Raw genomic sequence first — 21512 nt, forward strand, 5'->3', positions numbered from 1 at the left:
ATGAGAGCACAGATCCAGTTTTTGTTTCCTAAGTAGGTTATGCTTTATATTATAAGGTAGTTAAAAGTAAAGCAAATAACGGGAGGTATGATACTTCTTTTACATTTCAATATCTTATTTTCCAAAACCTTATAAAATATATAACTTTATAAGGTTTTCTTGTTAACAATTCTCTAACTTATATATTATGTGACTCATTTTTGGATTAGATACTACTCAGGAAATTTTTGTGCTGTAAAGCGAGATGCTCTAAGATAAAATACTTTTACCTATTTATTGATTTTCTGAAGTCTTTTATTGGTTACGCTGTCCTCTTCTACTTTACAAACATTGGTATTTTGTCCACAGTGACGGCAGGTATGTTTTAATGGTATATAAGGCAAACCACTTTTTGTACTGCCAATGATCTGTCCACACTTGGGACATTTAATGAAAACACCCATAATTCCGACAAGTATAAATATCACGATCAATACACCTGTATTGATGTCAAAATTAGGATTAAAAAACAAATATCCTAACAATAGGATAGTAATTAAACGGAAATAGTACTTTTTAAAAGCTGATATACACATATTATCTTAGTCTTTATAATTTTTAATGGGAACTGTGTGTAGAGTAAAAAAGCTTTACTTTTTACTCTCAACAAACTTTTCAATACGTCTGATACCCTCACGGATCGTTGTAATATCTGTAGCGAATGAGAATCTAAAATACCCTTCAGCACCAAAACCGATACCTGGTACTACAGCCACTCCAGTAGCCTGAAGAAGTTCTTTACAGAACTCTATAGAGTCATTGCTGACATCTTTGATGTTTACAAAGAGGTAAAAAGCACCTTGCGGTTTAAGTACGGAAAGACCATTGATCTCATTGAAAAGTTTTACCGCTTCTTCAGCTCTACCCTCAAAAGCTCTTCTCATTTGTTCGATCTCCGTATCTACTTCACCAAGCAGTGCCGGGATAGCTGCTTTTTGCGTAATTGAGTTGATGTTTGATGTACTTTGACTCTGAAGCTTGTTCATAGCAGAGATAAGTTCTTGGTTTGGAGTTGCCAAGTATCCAAAACGCCATCCTGTCATGGCTACAGATTTACTAAGACCATTGATGGTCACAGTTCTTTGATACATGTCCTCACTGATACTTGCAGCGGCAATAAAATCAATGTCATAAACAAGTTTTTCATACATTTCATCACTAGCAACAATAATATCAGTGCCTTCAAGCACTTCAGCCAATGCACGAAGTTCAGATTCTGAATAGACAGAACCAGTAGGATTGGATGGTGATGTAAGGATGAGCATTTTTGTTTTAGGCGTAATAGCAGCTTTGAGCTGTTCTGCCGTGATCTTGAACCCAGCGATCTCATCTGTTTCTATGATGACCGGTACAGCACTTGCATATTTGACCAGTTCAGGGTACGTTACCCAGTAGGGTGCAGGAATGATCACTTCGTCACCTACATTGAGTACAGCTTGAAAAAGGTTGAAGAGTGACTGCTTGGCACCATTACTCACAATGATATCTGAAGGAGCATACTCGAGGTTATTGTCTCTTTTGAGCTTTGTTGCTACAGCTTCTAAAAGCTCTGGTATACCTGGTACCGCAGTGTATTGTGTAAATCCATCATTGATAGCTTTAATGGCTTCATCTTTGATGCGTTGTGGTGTTCCAAAGTCTGGTTCACCGGCAGAGAAAGAAAGAATATCTTTACCTTGCGCTTTTAAATCACGGGCAAGTGAAGAGATAGCGATAGTGAGTGAGGGAGATAGTGTTTGTATACGATCTGAAAGCATGTAAAAACCTTTGATTATAATTTAAATAATTATATCAAAAAATGCGTTAAAAAAAGCAACAGAAGGATCTAATCCATTGCATGGATAAAGTTATCATAAAGTTCTTCAAGTTCATGATCTTTTTCTTTGATATGTTTATGGTCACCCGTTTCAACGGCTGTTTCAACAATGGCAAGACGTTTGAGCAGATATTCAAAGATCTCTTTGTTAACATCCGGGATCTTGTTATGGCTAAGTGGTGTCTTATCAAATCCGCGTTTAAGTACACGCGCAGGTATGCCTATGGCAGTAGAGTCTGAAGGTACATCTTTAACTACAACGGAATTTGCACCTACTTTTGAGTTTTCACCTATAGTGATATTTCCAAGTATTTTAGCACCTGCTCCTATGACTACACCATTTTCAACAGTAGGGTGTCTTTTTCCTTTGCTTGTACTCACTCCACCCAAGGTTACTTGCTGGTAGATAATAACATCATCACCGATGATAGCAGTTTCACCAATAACAACTCCCACACCATGGTCAATGAAAACCCTATGACCAATAGTCGCTGCAGGGTGTATGTCTATGACCGTTAGAAACTGTCCAATAGCAGAGATAAGTCGTGGAAGGAATCTCAGTCCTTTTTTGTAAAGTGAGTGTGCCAAACGATGAAAAAGCAATGCCCATAACCCTGGGTAGTTAAAAAAGAGTTCAAAGGTTGAATGCAATGCAGGGTCATTTCTTTTTACATTAAGAAAGTCTTCTTTGATCAGAGTAAATGGATTCACTGTTAATGTTCCTCGTCTATGGCTTGAATGGTCTTAAGATAGCTATTTTCACTTAAATAAAGGTAAAGTTTACCCAAAAGATCTCTTTTTTCTTCTTTACCCAACAGTTCAGATTCTTCTATACGGTACTTGAGTGTCTTATCCATAATATTTGTATCATAGTCCAAGTCATCCAGTACATCCATGAGGTTTTGTGCCTCGATAAGATCTTCTATTTGATACTTTCCATCTTCATCGAAAGCAATCACTGCTTCTGTAGGGTGAGTGAAGAGATTATGTTTCATCCCCAGTACTTCCTGGTAGGCTCCGGTAAGAAAAAAAGCAAGAAAGTACTCTTCTTGACTCACATCTATGTCATGCAGGTAAAGAGGCAAGTCACGGTTAAAGCCTATCTCTCCATCACTGTCGCAGGTGATATCCCAGATACTTGCAGGATTGGTTGGTTTGGTATGAAGTTTGTCAAGGGGCATGATAGGGAAATGTTGTGCCAACCCCCAAAAATCAGGCAGTGACTGGAAGGCAGAAAAGTTGACCAGATACTTCTCTTGGATACGGTCCTGCAGTTTGTTCAGTTCATCCGTGTCTTCATCCTTAAGTAAAGAGATGGCTTTTTTGATGATGAGATTCACAAGTATCTCTGTGTTTGAACGGTCTTCGAGGTCTATGTACCCGAGGTCAAACAGTGTGAGCAAGCTTTCCATATGGTCTAGTGCATCATGAAGGTACTCTCTGGCATTTTCACGTTTGAGACTGTTGAACAGGTCATAAAGCTCTTGGATGAGAGGAGGGTTCACCTCTTTTAAACGCAGGCCTTTTTCATGGTATTCCTGAGAAAAGAGTTCAAGTACCGGGGCTACAAGTACAGAATGAGACGCGGCTATATAACGCCCTGATTCTGTAAAGATATCAGGTTCTTCTACCCCTTTGCGTTTGGAGATCTCTTGCATTAAGTAGATCACATCATTGGCAAACTCTTTGAGGGAATAGTTTCTCTCCTGATTATGAGGATGCTGGCTGTATTCCACGGCAAGTCCACCACCGATGTTGATGGCTCCCAGTGCAGTTGCCCCACGATTTTTGAGGTCAGCATAAATGTTGCCTGCTTCTCTCAATGCCTTTTTCAATGGAGCGATGTCTCCCATCTGTGAGCCTATATGGAAATGTATCATCCAAAGAGAATCCAAAAGGGCATTCTTTTTCAGCATCTCATAGGCTTCAAGAAGTTCTGTAGAGGTGAGCCCGAACTTAGAACTGTATCCACCGCTTTTTGCCCATATTCCGATACCGGAACTATGTAGTCTTATCCGTACACCGATCTTAGGAGAGATAGGCGTTTCGATACCATCATTGAACTCTTGGTTCACCTGAATAATGGTTTCAAGTTCACCTAATCCTTCTATGGTAATGGTAATGTTGTGACCCATCTTTGCAGCGATAAAACACAGAGATATCATCTCTTTGTCTTTAAAACCATTCACTGTGATAGGCGCACCCAATGGCGTTTGTGTCACCGCAATGATAAGCTCGGCTTTACTTCCTGCTTCTAAACCATAGTTATAGTTCTGAGAGACATCCATAAGGGCATGTACAAAGTTAGGGAACTGATTGACCTTGAGTGGAAAAACAGCATGAAAGTCACCTTTATAGTGAAAGTCTTTTTTGGTTTTGTTAAAGGTCTTAAAGAGTGTTGATATCTGTTTTTCTATGAGATGGGGAAAACGAAGGAGAAGGGGACCTTTGTAACCTTTTTCTCGTATCTCTGTAGTTATTTCAAGCAATGAAGGTTTAGACGCATGATTGATATTGATAGTATCATCCTGAATGATAAAGTTATTATCACCCCAAATGTCTAAACCAAATTTTTTCATGTTCGTATCCTCACTTTTAATAATGATAATTATAGCAAAACTTAATCGAATCTTACCTATAATTGTTCTTATGAAGAAACAGTTCTTAACAGTTGAAGCAGACCAGCATCATATTAAGCTTATCTCTACGGGGGAATGGATGCTTAACGCTGTACGTCAAATCGAAATAGAACTGCTTAAAGTCCCCTGTGATAAAAAGATTATCTGGGATCTTTCTGGGGTAAATGATTTTGATAGTGCAGGTGTACTGCTTTTTATAGAACATCTTGAACGATTTCAAAAAGAAACAGATATCGAAGTGATTGGTTACAGTGACAATCAAAAGGATATGTATGACCTCCTTAATAAGAATCTTCCACAGATCGAAGTACCTGCAAAAAAATCCTATCTTGAGAAGCTAGGTAGAAATGCATTTGAAGCCTATAACGATCTGAAGAGTTTTACTACTTTTATTGGACATCTTTTTTATGCCATGTTCCATACATTTATTCATCCTAAAGATATACGTTTTAAAGAGACGGTGTACCATATTCATCAATCAGGATTCAATGCCGTCATTATCATCGCATTAACTTCATTTCTGGTCGGTATGGTCATATCTTATCAGGGGGCCGTACAGTTGGCCAAGTTTGGTGCAGATATTTTTATTGTAGATACGGTAGCCATTTCTATTACAAGAGAGTTGGGACCGATGATAACGGCTATTGTCATTGCAGGTCGAAGTGGTTCTGCTTATACCGCCGAAATTGGGGCTATGAAGATCACTGAAGAGATAGCTGCCATGCGTACAATGGGGTTTGACCCCTATACTTTTCTCGTTCTTCCACGTGTTTTTGCTTTAATGATCTCACTGCCATTGTTGATATTCTTTGCTGATATTATCGGTATCTTGGGTGGTATGGTTGCATCAAGTATACAACTGGGTATTTCTCCAACACTTTTTATCGAAAGAGTCTATGAAGTATTGGAAGTAAAACATTATCTGCTGGGTATGATGAAGGGACCGGTTTTCGCCTTTCTCATTGCATCTATAGGATGCTTCAGAGGATTTCAAGTAGCACATAATACAGAGAGTATAGGATTACAGACCACTGCTTCAGTGGTAAACTCTATCTTTTTGGTTATTGCTTTTGATGCACTTTTCTCAGTGATATTTACGGAACTTGGCCTATGAACCCTGTGATTAATGTAGAAGGTGTTGTGACAAGGTTTGGTGAAAGAACCATCCATGACGGGATTAATTTACATATCGATGAAAATGAGATCTATGCAATTTTAGGTGAAAGTGGTTCAGGTAAATCAGTACTTATGAAAGAGATGATCATGCTTTTGGAACCTACTGCAGGAGAAGTGACAGTCTTAGGTAAAATCCTTAGTGAGATCAATTTTGATGATGCTCAGGCTTTGCGGAGCGACTGGGGTGTACTTTTTCAGTTTGGAGCTCTTTACTCTTCTTTGACCATCGCTGAAAATATAGAAGTACAGCTCAAAGAGTATACAAAGATATCACAGTCCATGAGAAATAAACTGGTGCGATCCAAGTTGGCTCTTGTCGGACTGGAAGCACATGTAGGAGCACTTTACCCTTCCCAATTGAGTGGAGGTATGGTCAAACGTGCTGCACTTGCACGGGCTTTAGCGATGGAGCCAAAATTACTCTTTTTGGATGAACCCACATCCGGACTTGATCCTATAGGTGCACGAAATTTTGATGCACTCATTGTAGAGTTGAGAGACTTGTTAGGTATCACTGTGGTAATGATCACACATGACTTGGAGAGCATTTTCAGCATTGTGGACAGGTTGGCTGTTTTGGCAGATAAACAGGTAGTGGCAGAAGGTTCACTTGAAAATGTGTTACAATCACAACATCCCTTTGTGGAAGAGTTCTTTAAGAATGAGTACACAAAAGAGAGGTTTAAAGACAAGGTGAAAGATGTATAGTAGAGTCAATTATACTATTGTAGGTATTTTCGTATTAATTTTTGGCACGGGCATGGTATGGTTTGCTTTTTGGCTTGCCAAGTATGATCTACAGCAAGAGTTTGATACCTATCGACTCGAAATCAGTGAATCTGTTTCAGGACTTTCCATAGATTCTAATGTAAAATTACGTGGTGTGGATGTCGGTACTGTTAGTCAAATAAACATTAATCCCAAAAATATAGAAACAGTTGAAGTCGTCGTGAAGATCAAGAAGGGTATACCTATCAAAGAGGATATGGTAGCACATACTCAAATGTTTGGTGTGACAGGTCTTTTATCTATAGAGATAGACGGTGGTACAAACGCAGCAAAAACCTTAGTACCTACAGAAGAGTACATTCCACTTATCAATACCAAACCCTCCTTTCTTACTAAGTTGACAGGTGATATTAATGGCGTAGGTTCAAAAATCGAAGATCTTTTACTTCAGAGTCAGAAATTGCTTTCAGACCATAACATTGAAACGATGGGAAATATCCTTGAGAATACAGAAAAAGTGACAGCAAGAGCTACAGAGCTGGAAGATAAGGTCATGGTTTCTCTTGAAGAAGTAAATATGACCCTCAAAGAGTTTAGAATTTCCATGGCTAAAGTCACTAAAGATATTTCTGATATTAAAGAAGTCACTGTTCCTACGATCGATACATTAAAAGAAACAAGTAAAAACTTTAACCGTGTTGCTCTTAAAATAGAGAAGAGCATAGCCGATGGGGATTATAATTTCAAAAAGATCTTTGAACCGATACTTATAGATATCGGTATACTCATAGATCAGCTTAATGATATGTCGCGAAGTTTAGAAAATAACCCAAGTGATCTGTTGTTCAAATCCAGAGAATCAAGAAGAGGACCAGGCGAATGAAAATAAGTAAACCATTAGCATTTATCATTATACTTATAGGACTCCTGGGGTGTACAAAAGAACCGGCACTTAAAGTCTATAGTTTAGATACACCTACTGTCACTGCCGTATATGGAAATAGGTATAAAAATAAAAGTATTAAAGTCACATACCCGCAGAGCTTAAAAGACAAGGTATCGCAAAAAATGAATTTCTCTTACAGCAGTATCGATAGCGGGAATTATCAAAACTCTGAGTGGTCCAACAACATGAGAAAACTTTTACAAGGTACATTTGTAGAGGTTTTAGATGAGAGTAAGCTCTTTAAAGTCGTATTATCCGATACGTCAACTGTAAAAGAAGATTACAGGCTTGAGAGTACTATCTTTGCATTTCAGCATAGAGTACGAGGCGAACACTCAAATGCTGTTGTTTCTATACAGTTCAATCTCATAAATACAGAGACTGGAAACCTGGTCAAAAGTAAAAGGTTCAGTTATTCAGAATCGACACCGACAACCGATGCAAAAGGATATGTGAGTGCTACGAATGTAGCAGTATCAAAATTGAGTAGCGATCTAATGGATTGGCTTAAGTAAAATTGATACATTTAATATGTTTTATTTGTGAATATAGTAGAAAAATCCAATAAAATAAAAGTTTCTTATCACGATGCCTCTTATTCATAAGTAAAATTGTTTATTTAAGCATATTAGTATTAACATATAACCCTAACTTTTTAATAGGGGTTATATAAAGGAGACTAAATGAAAAAAGTATTGCTTGCCGTTGCCTTGTCTGCACAATTTACGACACAACTTTTTGCAGGGGGAGATATAGCACCTGTAGAGGCACATGAACCAGAAGTGATGACACATGAAGCTGAGTCAAAGTTCTATGTGATTCCCAAAGTGCTTATGATCATGGGAGACAAAGTTGGTCATGGAGATGCCCAACTCGATGGAGACAGAGATTATGGTTATGGTATTGACATTGGATATAGACTAGGACATGGATTTGCATTAGAATATGATTTTTCTTATTCACGTAATACAGTGACCGAAATAGAGCATGGTCATACTATGCATGAAGCTAAAGCAACTTACTATACACATGCATTGGATCTTGTCTATACGTATGATTTTACACATACTTTTGGTATGTTTGTAAAAGCAGGGTATGAACATGAGATCGAAGAGATCAAAGATCTACATATTGATAATAATGAAGATGGGTTCAACTATGGTGTAGGTATGGAAGTAGCACTGAACCACACCTATAAACTGATTGCTGAGTATGAGCATGCTACGATAGAAGGACCACGAGGTGATTCGATTTTTCTAGGTGTGATGTATAATTTTTAAATGATTTAAACGTTCTTTGTTGAATCGTTTAAAATGCTTCAACAGGAATGGTTTTTTCCTCTTTACTCTCTAAGTCTTTGACCCAAACTGTACCATTTTTCAATTCATCTTCACCTATAAGAACAGCATAGCGTGCATTGACCTTATCTGCACCTTTCATATGGCTTTTGAAACCTTTTGAAGTATACTCAAGTGTTACTTTTGTCTCTTTACGTTTAGATGTAGCTATAGGAAACAGGACTTCAATAGCTTCTTCGGCCATAGCTCCCAAGTAGATGCCGTTTTTTTCAACCTCAGGCATCTGTACAAGTTCCATGATACGTTCTATACCTATAGCAAAACCTACTGCTGGTGTAGGTTTGCCATCCAAGAATTCTACCAATTTGTCATAACGTCCACCACCTGCGATAGCTGACTGTGAACCAATGTCATTACTGACAAACTCAAAGGCTGTTTTGTTGTAGTAATCCAACCCTCTTACAAGGTTTGTATCTACTTGGTATTTTATGCCTGCTTTGTCAAGTAGGGCAGTGAGTTTGTTGAAGTCACTATCGCATTCTTCACAAAGGTTATTAATGAGCTTTGGAGAATTAACCAATAGTGATTGGCATTTCTGGTTCTTACAGTCAAGCACACGTATAGGGTTCGTGTCAATACGTCTATTACAGTCTTCACATAATTCATCTTTGATCTCTGTGAGAAAATTTACAAGGTTCTTTTTATATGGAGGCATACACTCCACACATCCTAGTGAGTTTATCTGAAGATCAAAACCTATCCCTAGTTCAGAGAAGATCTGGCTGATCATCGTGATAATGGTAAAGTCTTCATAGACAGAACCCTCGCCAAAACTTTCACAACCAAACTGATGAAATTCTCTTAGACGACCTTTCTGTGGTCTTTCATAGCGGAACATAGGTCCATAATAGTAAAACTTATGTTTGACTGGTTGACGGTCAAGTTTGGCAGAGACAAAAGCACGTACTATCCCTGCAGTTCCTTCCGGACGCATACAAACATCGTTACCCCCTTTGTCTTCAAACTGGTACATCTCTTTACCTACAATATCAGAACTTTCACCCACTGAACGTTTAAACAGAGAAGTCTCTTCAAGTATAGGTGTTTCTATGTAGCTATAACCATACTTTTTTGCTACACCTATGGCAGTGGTTACGATGTGTACAAAGCGTTGGCTCTCGTCAAAAGTAAGGTCTTTCATGCCTCTAAGTGGGTTGATCATAGTGTGTTCCTTAAATAATCTGTTATATGTGTGTGTATCGTTTCTATATCTTCTGTTGCATCTACAAAGAGATGAGGTATACCAAGTTTGAGGATACTTTGTTTCATATGTTCTTGTACCGTTAAAAGGTACTCTAATCCTCTAAGTTCAATACCATCTAAATTTTTAGCCGAAGTTCGCTCTTCCAAGGTTTTCATATCTGTTAAAAATAAGATGACCTTGTCTGGGAAATGCCCTTCAAGGGCAAATTTGTTAAGGCTTACAAGTTCATCAAAATCAAAATTACCATTGGCAAGGGCATATCCTATCCCAGAGAGAAATCCTCTGTCAGAGAGTATGACCTTATCCTTGTTAGGAGAGATGACCTCTTGGTAGTGTTCCGCTCTGTCAGCCAAGAAGAGCAGAAGTTCCGCACGCTTGGAGGCTAAGGAGTCAGAAAGAAGTATTTCTCTGGCTTTTTTCCCAAATGCAGTACCGCCAGGTTCATGTGTGATGATGATCTCAGGGTGCTTTTGTGAGATGAGGTTGATCTGTGTACTCTTGCCACAGGTGTCTATGCCTTCAAATAGTACATACATTAGAGTTTACACTTTATGAGTTTTAACACGTCATCGTGTACGAGGTGATCTATTTTGCCATCAAAGTGTAAAATGGAACGTACTACAGAAGAACTGACAAAAGCATGCTGAAGGCTAGGCATCAGATAGACAGTCTCCAACTCTTCCTTAAGTGAAGTATTGGCATAACCCATTTGAAGTTCATACTCAAAGTCACTGACGGCTCTAAGTCCTCTAATGATAATATTGGCTTCGAGTTTATCTGAGAGATCGATCAGAAGACTGTCAAATCCGATCACCGATACACTCGGATAGTCTTTTGTTGCAGCTTTAACCATCTCTATACGTTGTTCTAGTGAAAACATGGGCTTTTTTTCCTGGCTAACTGCCACAGAAACGATGATCTCATCAAACATGTGAGAAGCGCGTCTGATGATATCCAAATGTCCATTGGTTATGGGATCAAAAGTCCCAGGATAGATCGCTCTTCTGATATTACTCATATTAACTCCATCTTTCATAAAGATTATTTTTTATGCCTAACACATCATACCATTTACCGATGATAAATTTTTCCATATCTTCCAGAGAAGATGATTCTGAGTAGTATCCCATGACAGGCGGAGCAATGATAACTCCAAGGGCGGCTAATTTTTGCATATTTTCCAATGCAATGGCAGAAAAGGGTAACTCTCTTGGAGCAAGAAGCAACTTTTTTTGCTCTTTAATTGCTACTGCTGCCACACGTGTAGGGAGGTTATCACTGATACCGCATGCGACTTTCGCCAACGTATTCATACTGCAAGGAATGATAGCTGTCATATCTACCCTAAAAGAACCAGACGAGATCGATGCTGCAATGTTCCCACTTGAATGTAGGGTGACTTGTTTATTCTCAAACGATTCTACGGTGAGCGCATTATCAGAAACGACCACATGGACTTCAATATCCTCAGGTAAAAAATCAACAAACTTCTTACCTAACTGAACACCAGATGCACCAGTAATCGCTACTACAAGTTTCATGAATTGCCTTATATTTTATTAAAAGGATTATAGCAAAAGAAATTAAGAGTTTGGGATTTAAGTAAAAGATTAATATGCATGGAGCGGGCGAAGGGATTCGAACCCTCGACAGCCTGCTTGGAAGGCAGGAACTCTAGCCACTGAGCTACGCCCGCATAAATGCGTATATTTTGGTGGTACCGCAGGTCGGATTCGAACCGACACGCCCGAAAGCAGAAGATTTTGAGTCTACCAAGTCTACCAGTTCCATCACTGCGGCGTACATTATAAAATGTAGATGGGATTTTACATGGTATGTGCTTAAAGAAGGGTTAGTCAGATAGGCATAAATTACCTCATGAAGTCACTACATTTAGAGTATTTGAGTAAAATATCCTTAAAATAAATCTTGGGGATAGTGATCGATGAAAAAAGTAATGGTAATTGGCGGAGGCTATGGTGGACTTCGTGCTATTGAAACACTATATAAATATGAAGATATTGCGATTACTCTGATCGATAAAAATCCCTATCACTATTTACAAACTGAAGCTTATGGTTACATAGCAGGTCGATTTGATGTGCATGAGGTTGCCATTGATCTGAAGAATTGGTGTGAAGGGTTTAAAGATAGAGTAACATTTATTCACAAAGAGGCCACTTCTGTCAATTTTGAGGAGAAGATCGTATATTTAGATGATAATGAGCTATCTTATGATTATCTGATCATTGCTACGGGAGCGAAAACACATTTCTTCTCATTCATTAAGGGTCTAAGAGAGAACAGTTATGGTGTAAAGAATTTGCAAAGAGCACATAATTTTAGAGTGGAATTTGAGGACCTTATCTATAAAAAATTGAGACATGAAGAAGGATATCAAGAGGGTGAACTCAACATTGCCGTGGGAGGAGCAGGGCTAAGTGGAGTGGAAGTGGCTGCTGAAATGGCTTATGTCTTAGAGACTTACAGTAAAACCATAGGGGATACTGCAAAAGAGATACACATATATCTGATTGATGCAAGTGACACGATACTTCCTGGTATGGGAAAATACAGTATTGAGAAGACGAAGAAACGATTGGAATCATTGGGTGTAAAGATATTGACCGGTGCTTTTATCAACAGTGTAGATGGATCACATATCTATTTTAAAAATGGAGAGAAGATCCCTTATAGTTTTATGATCTTTACAGGCGGGATCAAAGCAGCAGAATTAAATGATAGTGTGAAGAATGAGAAAAATAGTATCAATCAGCTTATCGCTTCTCCTGAACTCAATATTCAAGATCATGAAGAGGTGTTTGCCATAGGTGATTGCGTTCAGATCAAAGACAGTGAGGAGAATATCTTGCCACCAACTGCACAAGTTGCTGAAAAGAGTGCAGAATATGTGGCAAAAACTATACGTCAAAGAATAGACGGTGTGGAGTCTCAAGCGTTTGATGCTGATGTGCAGGGTATATTTATTGCATTAGGAGGGAAATATGCAGTAGGTGAAATGTTCAAATACATAAAGGTAAAAGGATATATTGCCTATCTACTCAAAAAAGCGATCACACATGCGTATTATCTAGGACTACGTTTCCGTATTAATACTGGGTTTAAAAATCGTATCAGATAGAGATTGTTTAGTGAGATAATGTACAGAATCAATCGTATTTAACCTTGATATGAAGGTAAATATGATATTTTGACACTTTTTCATAGCTGACTTATTTTAATTTGTTATAATATCTTCATTATTTAATATTAAATTAGGGATACAATTGAAAATTACGATTATTATTACAGCTGTACTTTTTATTTATGCTGCATTTTCTACCATTTTCCATGAAACAGCATTGGTGGGTGATATCGGGAAAAAAATAGGAGATACCAATCTCCATTTATTTGGGCACCTTGCGTTTATCAATATTTTTGTTTTATTTTATCCTCTTTATAAACTTTATACCGATGTGCGTGTCAGAAAAAATATCGATTTTTATTTGGGTTGGCTACTCTTCTTCATTGCACTAATACTCTTTAGTGCTTTGGTCTTGGAAGCGCAAGATAGAGGTTTCATAGGTACACAGATAGTGGAGTTTTTATACCCTCTCATCGGTAAAGCAGGGCTTTGGTTGTTTTGGTTGATGATCATGGCACTCTCTTTGGTTTTCATTATAGACGATGATTTCAATTTCTCCGGCTTCAAGATGAAAAAACCTAAGTTTTCACTCTCTTTTACTTGGATAGGAAAGTTTTTTGCAGTTGTTGGAAAAGTATTAAAAAAGATATTTACAAATCCTTTTGCTTCACCTTCTCTTGAAGATGAAATGATGCCTGTGCTTGATGTAGTAGAAGAGAAACCAAAGAAAACACGTGTAAAAAGAAAGTCAGCTGCGCAAAAAGCTTTGGCTAAACCAAAAGAGGTAAAAGCACAAGCCCCTGATGAGACAGAAGATCCTGTATTGAATGAGATATTAGAACTTGAACATGAGATGGAAATGAGTACTGTAGAAGAGAAAGCTATCATGAACAGCTCAAATGTAGAGATAGTGAATGAGCTTGAAGAAAACTCTAAACTTATGGAGCAGATAGATAAGGGTGCGGTAGTAAAACCTAAAAACTTTAAACTGCCTAAATTGGACTTTTTACAAAAAGCGCCTAAGACAAGAAAAAAAGTAAATGAAGCAGAGATAGACAGAAAAATAGAAGAGCTACTTGCAAAACTGGAACAGTTTAAAGTAGATGGTGATGTTGTACGTACTTACAGCGGGCCTTTGGTGACCACATTTGAGTTTAAGCCGGCACCTCATGTCAAAGTCTCTAAAATTTTAAACCTTCAAGATGACCTTGCTATGGCACTTTCAGCTGAAACCATCCGTATACAGGCACCGATTCCGGGGCGTGATGTAGTCGGTATAGAGATACCAAATGAAAGCATAGATACCATTTATCTTCGTGAGATACTTGAGAGTGATCTGTTTAAAAACTCTAGTTCTCCTTTGACTGTATCACTTGGTAAAGATATCGTAGGTAAACCGTTCATTACAGATATCAAAAAACTGCCGCATCTGCTTATAGCAGGTACAACAGGTTCTGGTAAATCAGTAGGTATCAATGCGATGATCCTCTCTTTACTTTACAGAAATGATCCTGATCAGTTGAAGCTGATGCTTATTGATCCAAAAATGCTGGAATTTTCAATCTATAATGATATACCGCATTTGATCACACCAGTCATCACGGAGCCTAAAAAAGCCATCGCAGCACTTTCCAATATGGTAGGAGAGATGGAACGTCGTTATAAGTTGATGGCGGAGAACCGTACAAAAAATATAGATAACTATAATGAAAAAGTAAAAGCCGATGGTTCTGCAGAGCCTTTCCCTTTTATTGTCGTTGTGATAGACGAATTGGCTGACCTTATGATGAATGGTGGTAAAGAGGTAGAGTACTCTATAGCAAGACTTGCACAGATGGCAAGAGCAAGTGGTATACACCTTATCGTTGCGACCCAAAGACCTAGTGTGGATGTTGTTACAGGACTTATTAAGGCCAACCTCCCATCAAGGTTAAGTTACCGTGTAGGACAACGTATAGACTCTAAAGTGATCTTGGATGCAATGGGTGCGGAGAGCCTACTTGGACGTGGTGATGGTCTCTTTACACCTCCAGGTGCCACAGGTCTGGTACGTTTACATGCGCCATGGAACACGGAAGAAGAGATCGAAGAGATCGTTGAGTTCCTTAAAGCCCAACGTGCACCTGAATATGATGAAAGTTACCTTGTCGCAGGGGGAGCAGGTGCAAGTGACGGTGAGGGTGGAGATATAGAGCTTGATCCTCTCTATGAAGAAGCGAAGTCAGTGGTGTTGACAGACAATAAAACTTCTATCTCCTACCTGCAGCGTAAACTGCAAATTGGCTACAACCGTTCTGCCAACATTATAGAACAACTTGAGGCGAAGGGTGTATTAAGTGCACCTAACGCAAAAGGTAACAGAGAAATCGTCTAATTTCCTGTTATTTATGAAAAAGTACCTTTTTTAAAATGAATTTGGTACTTTTTCTGTAACCATCCGACACATAAAAATTATCTCTTTTATGCCTTCAACTTATAATTTTGGTATTACAACCATTTTCTGCTAACATCTGCATACAAAACTATAAACAGGAGACCATTATGGCCTTATTAGAAGAATATAAAGCTCACACAGCTGAGCGTGCTGAACTAGGGGTACCACCACTAGTATTGACGGCTGAACAAACAGCCGAACTTGTTGAACTACTTAAAGCAAGTCCTATCGCAGATAGCGAATATGCTATGGAGTTATTTAAAAATAAAATTCCTGCAGGTGTGGATGATGCAGCTTATATTAAAGCAGCATTTTTGAATGATATCATTCAAGGAAATGTATCATGTACTGAGATCAATGCTGTTGAAGCAACAGTGATCTTAGGAACTATGCTTGGTGGATTTAACGTGGCACCACTTGTTGATGCACTTAAATCATCTGATGCAGCAGTAGCTGAATCAGCAGCAACACAACTTAAAAATACACTTCTTGTTTATGATTCATTTAACGATGTTAAAGCACTTATGGATGAGGGTAATGCATTGGCTAAAGAGATCGTTGAATCATGGGCAAATGCTGAGTGGTTCTACAACAAACCAGAGATGGAAAAAGAGATCACACTTACTGTGTACAAAATCCCTGGTGAAACAAATACAGATGACCTTTCTCCTGCATCTGAAGCATTTACAAGAGCAGATGTGCCTCTTCATGCAAACTCATTCCTAGTAAATAGGATGGATAATCCACTAGATACTATGAAAGAACTCAAAGAAAAAGGAAACCCACTTGTATATGTTGGTGATGTTGTAGGTACAGGTTCATCAAGAAAATCTGGTATCAACTCACTTCAATGGCATATGGGAGAAGATATTCCTTTTATCCCTGGTAAAAGAACAGGTGGTGTAGTTATCGGTGATATCATTGCACCGATCTTCTTTAACACTGCAGAAGATGGTGGATGTATACCTATTCAAGCACCAACAGGAGAGCTTAATACTGGTGATGTGATCACACTTAAGCCTTTTGATGGTGTGATCGAGAGAGATGGAAAAGTTGTTTCTGAGTTTAAACTTGAACCAAACACACTTCCAGATGAGATGAGAGCAGGTGGACGTGTACCACTTATCATCGGTAAAGGTCTTACTGTTAAAGCTAGAGAAGCATTAGGTATGGATGCTGGAGATATCTTCATGACTCCGGATGTTCCTGCTGATAACGGTAAAGGATTTACACTTGCACAGAAAATGGTAGGTAAAGCTGCTGGTATTGAGGGTGTTAAACCAGGTGTTTACTCTGAGCCAGTATGTACAACTGTTGGATCTCAAGATACAACAGGTGCGATGACTAGAGATGAAGTGAAAGACCTTGCAGCACTTAGTTTTGGTGCAGACTTTGTACTTCAGTCATTCTGTCACACATCTGCATATCCAAAGCCTGCAGATATCAAGCTTCAGCACACACTTCCAGACTTTATGACTGATAGAAAAGGGTTTACTCTTAGACCAGGTGATGGTGTTATCCACTCATGGTTGAACCGTATGTGTATGCCTGATACTGTTGGTACTGGTGCAGATAGTCACACAAGATTCCCTATAGGTATCTCATTCCCAGCTGGTTCTGGACTTGTGGCATTTGCAGCAGTTACAGGTATGATGCCACTTACTATGCCAGAATCAGTATTAGTTAAATTCTCAGGTGAAATGCAACCAGGTATCACACTGCGTGATATGGTAAATGCTATTCCTCACCAAGCGATTAAAGATGGTCTTCTGACTGTTGAAAAAGCTGGTAAGAAAAACATCTTTGCAGGGCGTATTTTAGAGATAGAAGGTCTTGAACAACTTAAAGCAGAGCAGGCATTTGAGCTTTCTGATGCATCTGCAGAGCGTTCAGCTGCTGCATGTACAGTAAAACTTGATAAAGAGCCTGTGATTGAATACCTATCATCAAACGTTGCACTTATCGAAGAACTTATCGCTCAAGGGTATGAAGATAAAGCTACACTTGAAAGACGTGCACAAAAAATGAGAGACTGGATCGCAAACCCAGTACTTCTTGAAGCAGACGCTGATGCAGAGTATGCAGCCGTAATTGAGATCAATATGTCTGAGATCACTGAGCCGATCGTTGCTTGTCCAAATGATCCGGATGATGTAAAAACATTGACTGAAGTTCACGAAGCAGGACTTAGAATAGAGATGGATGAAGTATTTGTTGGTTCTTGTATGACAAACATTGGTCTATTTAGAGCAAATGCAGAAGTACTAAGAGGTGAAGGTCCAGTTGAAACTAAACTTTGGATCTGTCCTCCAACTAAAATGGATGAGAAGACATTGACTGAAGAAGGTTACTACTCAGTATTCGGGATGGCAGGTGCACGTATCGAGCCTCCAGGATGTTCTTTATGTATGGGTAACCAGGCAGCTGTTAAGCAAAATGCATGGGTATTCTCAACATCAACAAGAAACTTCGATAACAGACTTGGTAAAGGTTCACAAGTTTATCTTGGTTCTGCTGAGCTTGCAGCTGTTGTTGCACTTAAAGGTAAATTACCAACTGCTGCTGAATATGCAAAGATCGTAGCAGATAAGATCAAGCCAGAAATGAGTGATGATATCTACAAATACCTAAACTTCAACAAGGTTTCTAAAGAGGAACTTGAAGCGATGGTTGAGTAGTCACCACCGAATTTTTTCACTTCCTACCTTTTTTAAGGTAGGAAACTTTAATCCCTATTTTCAATTTTCCCTTCTTTACTTACTATAATACAATATACCTTTTCTAGAAAATAGCTATATTTTCTTAACTAATCATATAATTAAAATTAATATTATATTATTTTAGTTACAATAAATTGAGTTATAAATAATAAATTAAAGGATTCAACATGGGTATGTTAATGATTTCTATAGGTATAGGGTATTTCGCAAGCTTCATTCTTTTTTTGATTGCTGAAGAAATGTCATTAAAAGATTCTGACTTTTCTGATATTAAGGATGCTTTTACTCAAGAACTTAGTTTGGACGATAGTTTAACTAAATACGGTACTATTAAATATATGGCAATGTATATTGTTGGTGTATTTGTTATTGGTCTTCTGATCTCAACACAAATTCTAATACCAAATGGCTTCGGCTTAGGACATCTCATGGCATATGTATTTTTACCATCTATGATCGGTTCACTTGTTATTTTACTGCTTAAATGGAGATTCCAACCACTACTTAAACTCATCTCTTCATTTTTATTTGGTGCTGGGTATATTGGTGCATCAGCATTTGCAGTTGCTGTCACACATCTTTTATTAACTTAAGATGCTTTAGGGATATTTTTAGAGGACTTCTTTAAAAATATCTCTGAATTTTTCAGGTATACGACAAGGTTTTCCCTGATCTACATAGACTAACGTCACTTCCATACTAAAGACTTTTATTTCCTCTTTCCATACTTCTTGTAGTAATACGAGTGATGAACTTTTAAGCGTTAAAATGCTCGAGGTAACCTCTAGGGTATCCCCCAATGCAGAAGTGGCTAAAAAACTAGCCTTAAGGTCACGTACAACAAACCCACTCTTGTCACCTAATGTAGGTTTTATACCTCTTTGAAAAAAGATCTCTGAGCGTGCACGTTCACAATATTTTATATAATTCGTATGATAAACGATCCCTCCTGCATCTGTATCTTCATAATAGACCCTAATCTTCATGCTAAACCCCTTTGTATACTTCACTATCGAGCCTTTTATAATTTAGCGGACAATAAAACGGTCACTAAAATGTTTGAAACTGAAAGTGTTTTTTGATTGTACTTTAGTGTATTGTACAGAAATATATTAGATAACCACGTCAAAAGGCTATTTTAAATAGTGGGTCATAGTAAACCTTTTTATCTCTTTTCCTCAAAAAACCCTCAACCATATCTTCAATCTGATTCTCATCACGACAAGGGCTGATATACTTTTTATAATCGTCCTCACTATCAAAGGTCATCGTTTTAAATTCACCATCCTCATGAAGAACATTGGCTTCATATACTGTTTCTATTTTATAGCTATTGAACATGTCCATAGCTCACCAATATCTTCATCTAAATCATATACTGTTTGCAGGCGCCCGCTTTTTTCATTAGATCTACAATATACTTAAATTCAAAATTTTAAACCTAATTTAAGAATAAATATGTTATTAAAATTCAAGGAGATATAATGAATATCAAATATACAAATATTGAATCAGAACTACCAAATCTACAGTCTATATTAAAAGATTCTCTTCAAAAAGAGGTATTAGATATAAAAATTGTAGATGACAATTGTGATAAATATCATTCTGAATGTCAGAATTGTCCTTTATTAGATAAAGCGAAGTACGTTGTTTTTTCTCCTCATGTACAGAAAGAATATAGAAGTTATGAGCATTTTGTATTTTTAGATCATTCTGGAGAAACACTATGCTATAAAAGTGGAAGAGATTTTGAATTGTTCGGAATGCTCAAGCCATGTATAAATCTTGAACTATCTGATGAAAACGTCCCCCAAAACGGTCACTAAATTTCACTTAATTTCCTACAATACAGAAAATTTTTAAAAATAGAAGTCTTTATTTCCTACAATTTCCGGCAATTGTAGGACAAGAAGAGTAATCATAATAAACTCGAATTTTCACCTGTTTTCTCCTATTTTCTGGGGCTTATCGTATATTGGAATATTGGCGGTGCCGGATTTGTGTCAGTCATCCAAAAAAGAAGCTCTCTTTTTTTGTAAATTTTTATCTTTTAAAACCTTATAGGCTTTAGCATATACTTTTAAAGTAATGTTAGCACTCTTATGTGCCATCATTTTAGACACCCAGATTATCTCTTCACCATATGATATCATTAAAGATGCAAAGGTGTGAAGTAATTGATAGAGATATCGTTTATCTCCTTCATTAATTAGATCTTTAAACTGTTTCGCGATTGTATCATGACTGTAAGCGAATAACCTTATATCCTATGTTAGATCATAAAGTTTTCATGACCAAGGAAAGAAAATAGCTTTTAAGTAGTATCTAAAAATACAATTACTTAAAGTTGCCGTTTGTGGATACTCAGAGTGCGAAAGATATGGTATAATATAGTGTAATTAAATTATTAAGGAGATACAATGAAAAAGTTTAACCTTTCATTAGTAGCAATTTTGGCAATGAGTACATTTGCAATCGCAGGTGGAGATATAGCACCGGTAGAACCTGTAGTAGAAACACCATATATGGAACCAGCAAAAGTAGGTGGTTTTTATATTGGTGCAGCATATGGTTGGAACAACCTATCAATGGATCACGATGCGGACACTGCTCTTACAACAACTAGTGTTGACGCTGATTTTGGTGCATTTATGATCGATGCGGGTTATAAATTCAACCCTTATATAGCTGTTGAAGGTAGATACTCATTTGGTATAAGCTCTAGCAATGACTTAGGGTGGACAAATGGTCTTAGCTCTGATGTAACAGTAGATTCATGGGGTCTTTATGTAAAACCTATGTACCCAGTAACAGATGCAATCAACATTTATGCACTACTTGGTTATGGTTCAACTAGTGCAGATTATGATAATCCTGCTGGCGGAACATTTACTTCAGACGATATTGATGGCTTCTCTTGGGGTATAGGTGCAGATTACGCTTTCACAGACAATTGGGCTGTGTTTATTGACTATTCATCAATAGTTGATGATGAAGATACACGTGTTAATTTATACGGAACAAATGTTTCTGTTGATAATATTAATTTCGGTGTAAATTACACATTCTAAGAACACTTTATGCTAAGCCTCTTGGCTTAGCAGATCTATACTATGCGTACTTCTAAAAAATAGTATTTTCACTTTAAAACTCTATCTCTATTTCTTTTGATTTTTTAAAGCTTGTTGATAATCATAATTCTTACGTGCTTCAATACTTATAATGTCACCTTCATCAAATAGATTCATTAAAGTTGATTTTGAAGTACTTGGATTTTGAGCTATAGCTAATTTAACTTCTTTA

21 protein-coding genes and 2 tRNA genes are annotated in these 21512 nt (G+C 37.7%); 11 read left to right on the plus strand and 12 right to left on the minus strand.

The window, feature by feature from the left end; all coding sequences use genetic code 11:
- Positions 1-269: 269 nt before the first annotated feature.
- From WBM70_RS02040 to speA, 4 genes are all read right to left on the minus strand, one after another.
- A complete protein-coding gene (locus tag WBM70_RS02040; protein ID WP_424556853.1) occupies positions 270-512 on the minus strand; it encodes a hypothetical protein in 243 nt (80 codons plus the stop codon).
- Between the two features lie 117 nt (positions 513-629).
- Positions 630-1796 (minus strand): pyridoxal phosphate-dependent aminotransferase, encoded by a 1167-nt coding sequence (locus WBM70_RS02045; RefSeq protein WP_424556854.1) that lies wholly within the window; start codon positions 1794-1796, stop codon positions 630-632.
- Positions 1797-1864: 68 nt separating this feature from the next.
- Positions 1865-2566, minus strand: coding sequence for a serine O-acetyltransferase (cysE, locus tag WBM70_RS02050; protein WP_424556855.1), 702 nt, complete (start codon positions 2564-2566; stop codon positions 1865-1867).
- A 2-nt stretch (positions 2567-2568) separates the two neighbouring features.
- The gene (speA, locus tag WBM70_RS02055; protein WP_424556856.1) at positions 2569-4434 is read right to left on the minus strand and encodes a biosynthetic arginine decarboxylase; all 1866 of its coding nucleotides are present in this window, start codon (positions 4432-4434) and stop codon (positions 2569-2571) included.
- Positions 4435-4504: 70 nt separating this feature from the next.
- Between speA and WBM70_RS02060 the strand changes: the two genes are divergently transcribed.
- From WBM70_RS02060 to WBM70_RS02080, 5 genes are all read left to right on the plus strand, one after another.
- Entirely contained in the window at positions 4505-5608 is a 1104-nt protein-coding gene (locus tag WBM70_RS02060) for an MlaE family lipid ABC transporter permease subunit (RefSeq protein WP_424556857.1), read from the plus strand.
- Entirely contained in the window at positions 5605-6378 is a 774-nt protein-coding gene (locus tag WBM70_RS02065; RefSeq protein ID WP_424556858.1) for an ABC transporter ATP-binding protein, read from the plus strand. Before WBM70_RS02060 ends, WBM70_RS02065 begins: the two co-directional genes overlap by 4 nt.
- Positions 6371-7282: an MlaD family protein gene (locus tag WBM70_RS02070; protein WP_424556859.1), complete on the plus strand. Its 912-nt coding sequence runs from the start codon at positions 6371-6373 to the stop codon at positions 7280-7282. The genes WBM70_RS02065 and WBM70_RS02070 overlap by 8 nt, the downstream gene beginning before the upstream one ends.
- Positions 7279-7860 carry an ABC-type transport auxiliary lipoprotein family protein gene (locus WBM70_RS02075; RefSeq protein ID WP_424556860.1) on the plus strand — a complete coding sequence of 194 codons (582 nt, stop codon included), beginning with the start codon at positions 7279-7281 and terminating at the stop codon, positions 7858-7860. The genes WBM70_RS02070 and WBM70_RS02075 overlap by 4 nt, the downstream gene beginning before the upstream one ends.
- Positions 7861-8028: 168 nt before the next feature.
- The gene (locus WBM70_RS02080) at positions 8029-8625 is read left to right on the plus strand and encodes a porin family protein (RefSeq protein WP_424556861.1); all 597 of its coding nucleotides are present in this window, start codon (positions 8029-8031) and stop codon (positions 8623-8625) included.
- A 28-nt stretch (positions 8626-8653) separates the two neighbouring features.
- Here WBM70_RS02080 and hisS read toward each other — a convergent pair whose 3' ends face one another.
- The 6 genes from hisS to WBM70_RS02110 form a co-directional block, all read right to left on the minus strand.
- Entirely contained in the window at positions 8654-9865 is a 1212-nt protein-coding gene (gene hisS, locus WBM70_RS02085) for a histidine--tRNA ligase (RefSeq protein ID WP_424556862.1), read from the minus strand.
- Positions 9862-10443, minus strand: a complete 582-nt coding sequence (tmk, locus tag WBM70_RS02090) for a dTMP kinase (RefSeq protein ID WP_424556863.1) — start codon at positions 10441-10443, stop codon at positions 9862-9864. The genes hisS and tmk overlap by 4 nt, the downstream gene beginning before the upstream one ends.
- A complete protein-coding gene (gene coaD / locus WBM70_RS02095; RefSeq protein WP_424556864.1) occupies positions 10443-10925 on the minus strand; it encodes a pantetheine-phosphate adenylyltransferase in 483 nt (160 codons plus the stop codon). Before coaD ends, tmk begins: the two co-directional genes overlap by 1 nt.
- A 1-nt stretch (position 10926) precedes the next feature.
- Positions 10927-11448, minus strand: coding sequence for a UbiX family flavin prenyltransferase (locus WBM70_RS02100; RefSeq protein WP_424556865.1), 522 nt, complete (start codon positions 11446-11448; stop codon positions 10927-10929).
- Between the two features lie 79 nt (positions 11449-11527).
- Positions 11528-11603, minus strand: a tRNA-Gly gene (locus WBM70_RS02105).
- 19 nt (positions 11604-11622) lie between these two features.
- Positions 11623-11707: transfer RNA gene (locus WBM70_RS02110), tRNA-Leu, on the minus strand.
- A 145-nt stretch (positions 11708-11852) separates the two neighbouring features.
- On the opposite strand from WBM70_RS02110, the gene WBM70_RS02115 reads away from it, so the two are divergent.
- From WBM70_RS02115 to WBM70_RS02130, 4 genes are all read left to right on the plus strand, one after another.
- Positions 11853-13049 carry an NAD(P)/FAD-dependent oxidoreductase gene (locus tag WBM70_RS02115; RefSeq protein ID WP_424556866.1) on the plus strand — a complete coding sequence of 399 codons (1197 nt, stop codon included), beginning with the start codon at positions 11853-11855 and terminating at the stop codon, positions 13047-13049.
- Positions 13050-13194: 145 nt separating this feature from the next.
- Complete coding sequence (locus WBM70_RS02120; RefSeq protein ID WP_424556867.1) at positions 13195-15426, plus strand: DNA translocase FtsK 4TM domain-containing protein; 2232 nt, start codon at positions 13195-13197, stop codon at positions 15424-15426.
- A 167-nt stretch (positions 15427-15593) separates the two neighbouring features.
- A complete protein-coding gene (gene acnB, locus WBM70_RS02125; RefSeq protein ID WP_424556868.1) occupies positions 15594-18164 on the plus strand; it encodes a bifunctional aconitate hydratase 2/2-methylisocitrate dehydratase in 2571 nt (856 codons plus the stop codon).
- Between the two features lie 209 nt (positions 18165-18373).
- Positions 18374-18799 (plus strand): hypothetical protein, encoded by a 426-nt coding sequence (locus tag WBM70_RS02130; protein ID WP_424556869.1) that lies wholly within the window; start codon positions 18374-18376, stop codon positions 18797-18799.
- 18 nt (positions 18800-18817) lie between these two features.
- Here WBM70_RS02130 and WBM70_RS02135 read toward each other — a convergent pair whose 3' ends face one another.
- Entirely contained in the window at positions 18818-19192 is a 375-nt protein-coding gene (locus tag WBM70_RS02135; RefSeq protein WP_424556870.1) for a YbgC/FadM family acyl-CoA thioesterase, read from the minus strand.
- Between the two features lie 139 nt (positions 19193-19331).
- Complete coding sequence (locus tag WBM70_RS02140; protein ID WP_424556871.1) at positions 19332-19553, minus strand: hypothetical protein; 222 nt, start codon at positions 19551-19553, stop codon at positions 19332-19334.
- A gap of 137 nt (positions 19554-19690) precedes the next feature.
- Here WBM70_RS02140 and WBM70_RS02145 point away from each other — a divergent pair, with 137 nt between their 5' ends.
- Together WBM70_RS02145 and WBM70_RS02150 are read left to right on the plus strand one after the other, a co-directional pair.
- Entirely contained in the window at positions 19691-20035 is a 345-nt protein-coding gene (locus WBM70_RS02145) for a hypothetical protein (RefSeq protein ID WP_424556872.1), read from the plus strand.
- Between the two features lie 594 nt (positions 20036-20629).
- Complete coding sequence (locus tag WBM70_RS02150; RefSeq protein WP_424556873.1) at positions 20630-21280, plus strand: porin family protein; 651 nt, start codon at positions 20630-20632, stop codon at positions 21278-21280.
- Positions 21281-21512 lie beyond the last annotated feature (232 nt).

The organism is Sulfurovum sp., from assembly GCF_049668085.1.
GTDB lineage: Bacteria > Campylobacterota > Campylobacteria > Campylobacterales > Sulfurovaceae > Sulfurovum.

Bases quoted from the DNA above. Each gene is read 5' to 3' on its own strand.
- WBM70_RS02135 (WP_424556870.1), bottom strand. From the start codon at position 19,192: ATGAAGATTAGGGTCTATTATGAAGATACAGATGCAGGAGGGATCGTT.
- coaD (WP_424556864.1), bottom strand. From the start codon at position 10,925: ATGAGTAATATCAGAAGAGCGATCTATCCTGGGACTTTTGATCCCATA.
- speA (WP_424556856.1), bottom strand. From the start codon at position 4,434: ATGAAAAAATTTGGTTTAGACATTTGGGGTGATAATAACTTTATCATT.
- hisS (WP_424556862.1), bottom strand. From the start codon at position 9,865: ATGATCAACCCACTTAGAGGCATGAAAGACCTTACTTTTGACGAGAGC.
- WBM70_RS02065 (WP_424556858.1), top strand. From the start codon at position 5,605: ATGAACCCTGTGATTAATGTAGAAGGTGTTGTGACAAGGTTTGGTGAA.
- WBM70_RS02045 (WP_424556854.1), bottom strand. From the start codon at position 1,796: ATGCTTTCAGATCGTATACAAACACTATCTCCCTCACTCACTATCGCT.
- WBM70_RS02070 (WP_424556859.1), top strand. From the start codon at position 6,371: ATGTATAGTAGAGTCAATTATACTATTGTAGGTATTTTCGTATTAATT.
- tmk (WP_424556863.1), bottom strand. From the start codon at position 10,443: ATGTATGTACTATTTGAAGGCATAGACACCTGTGGCAAGAGTACACAG.
- WBM70_RS02115 (WP_424556866.1), top strand. From the start codon at position 11,853: ATGAAAAAAGTAATGGTAATTGGCGGAGGCTATGGTGGACTTCGTGCT.
- WBM70_RS02060 (WP_424556857.1), top strand. From the start codon at position 4,505: ATGAAGAAACAGTTCTTAACAGTTGAAGCAGACCAGCATCATATTAAG.
- WBM70_RS02150 (WP_424556873.1), top strand. From the start codon at position 20,630: ATGAAAAAGTTTAACCTTTCATTAGTAGCAATTTTGGCAATGAGTACA.
- WBM70_RS02140 (WP_424556871.1), bottom strand. From the start codon at position 19,553: ATGGACATGTTCAATAGCTATAAAATAGAAACAGTATATGAAGCCAAT.
- WBM70_RS02145 (WP_424556872.1), top strand. From the start codon at position 19,691: ATGAATATCAAATATACAAATATTGAATCAGAACTACCAAATCTACAG.
- acnB (WP_424556868.1), top strand. From the start codon at position 15,594: ATGGCCTTATTAGAAGAATATAAAGCTCACACAGCTGAGCGTGCTGAA.
- WBM70_RS02100 (WP_424556865.1), bottom strand. From the start codon at position 11,448: ATGAAACTTGTAGTAGCGATTACTGGTGCATCTGGTGTTCAGTTAGGT.
- WBM70_RS02130 (WP_424556869.1), top strand. From the start codon at position 18,374: ATGGGTATGTTAATGATTTCTATAGGTATAGGGTATTTCGCAAGCTTC.
- WBM70_RS02080 (WP_424556861.1), top strand. From the start codon at position 8,029: ATGAAAAAAGTATTGCTTGCCGTTGCCTTGTCTGCACAATTTACGACA.
- WBM70_RS02075 (WP_424556860.1), top strand. From the start codon at position 7,279: ATGAAAATAAGTAAACCATTAGCATTTATCATTATACTTATAGGACTC.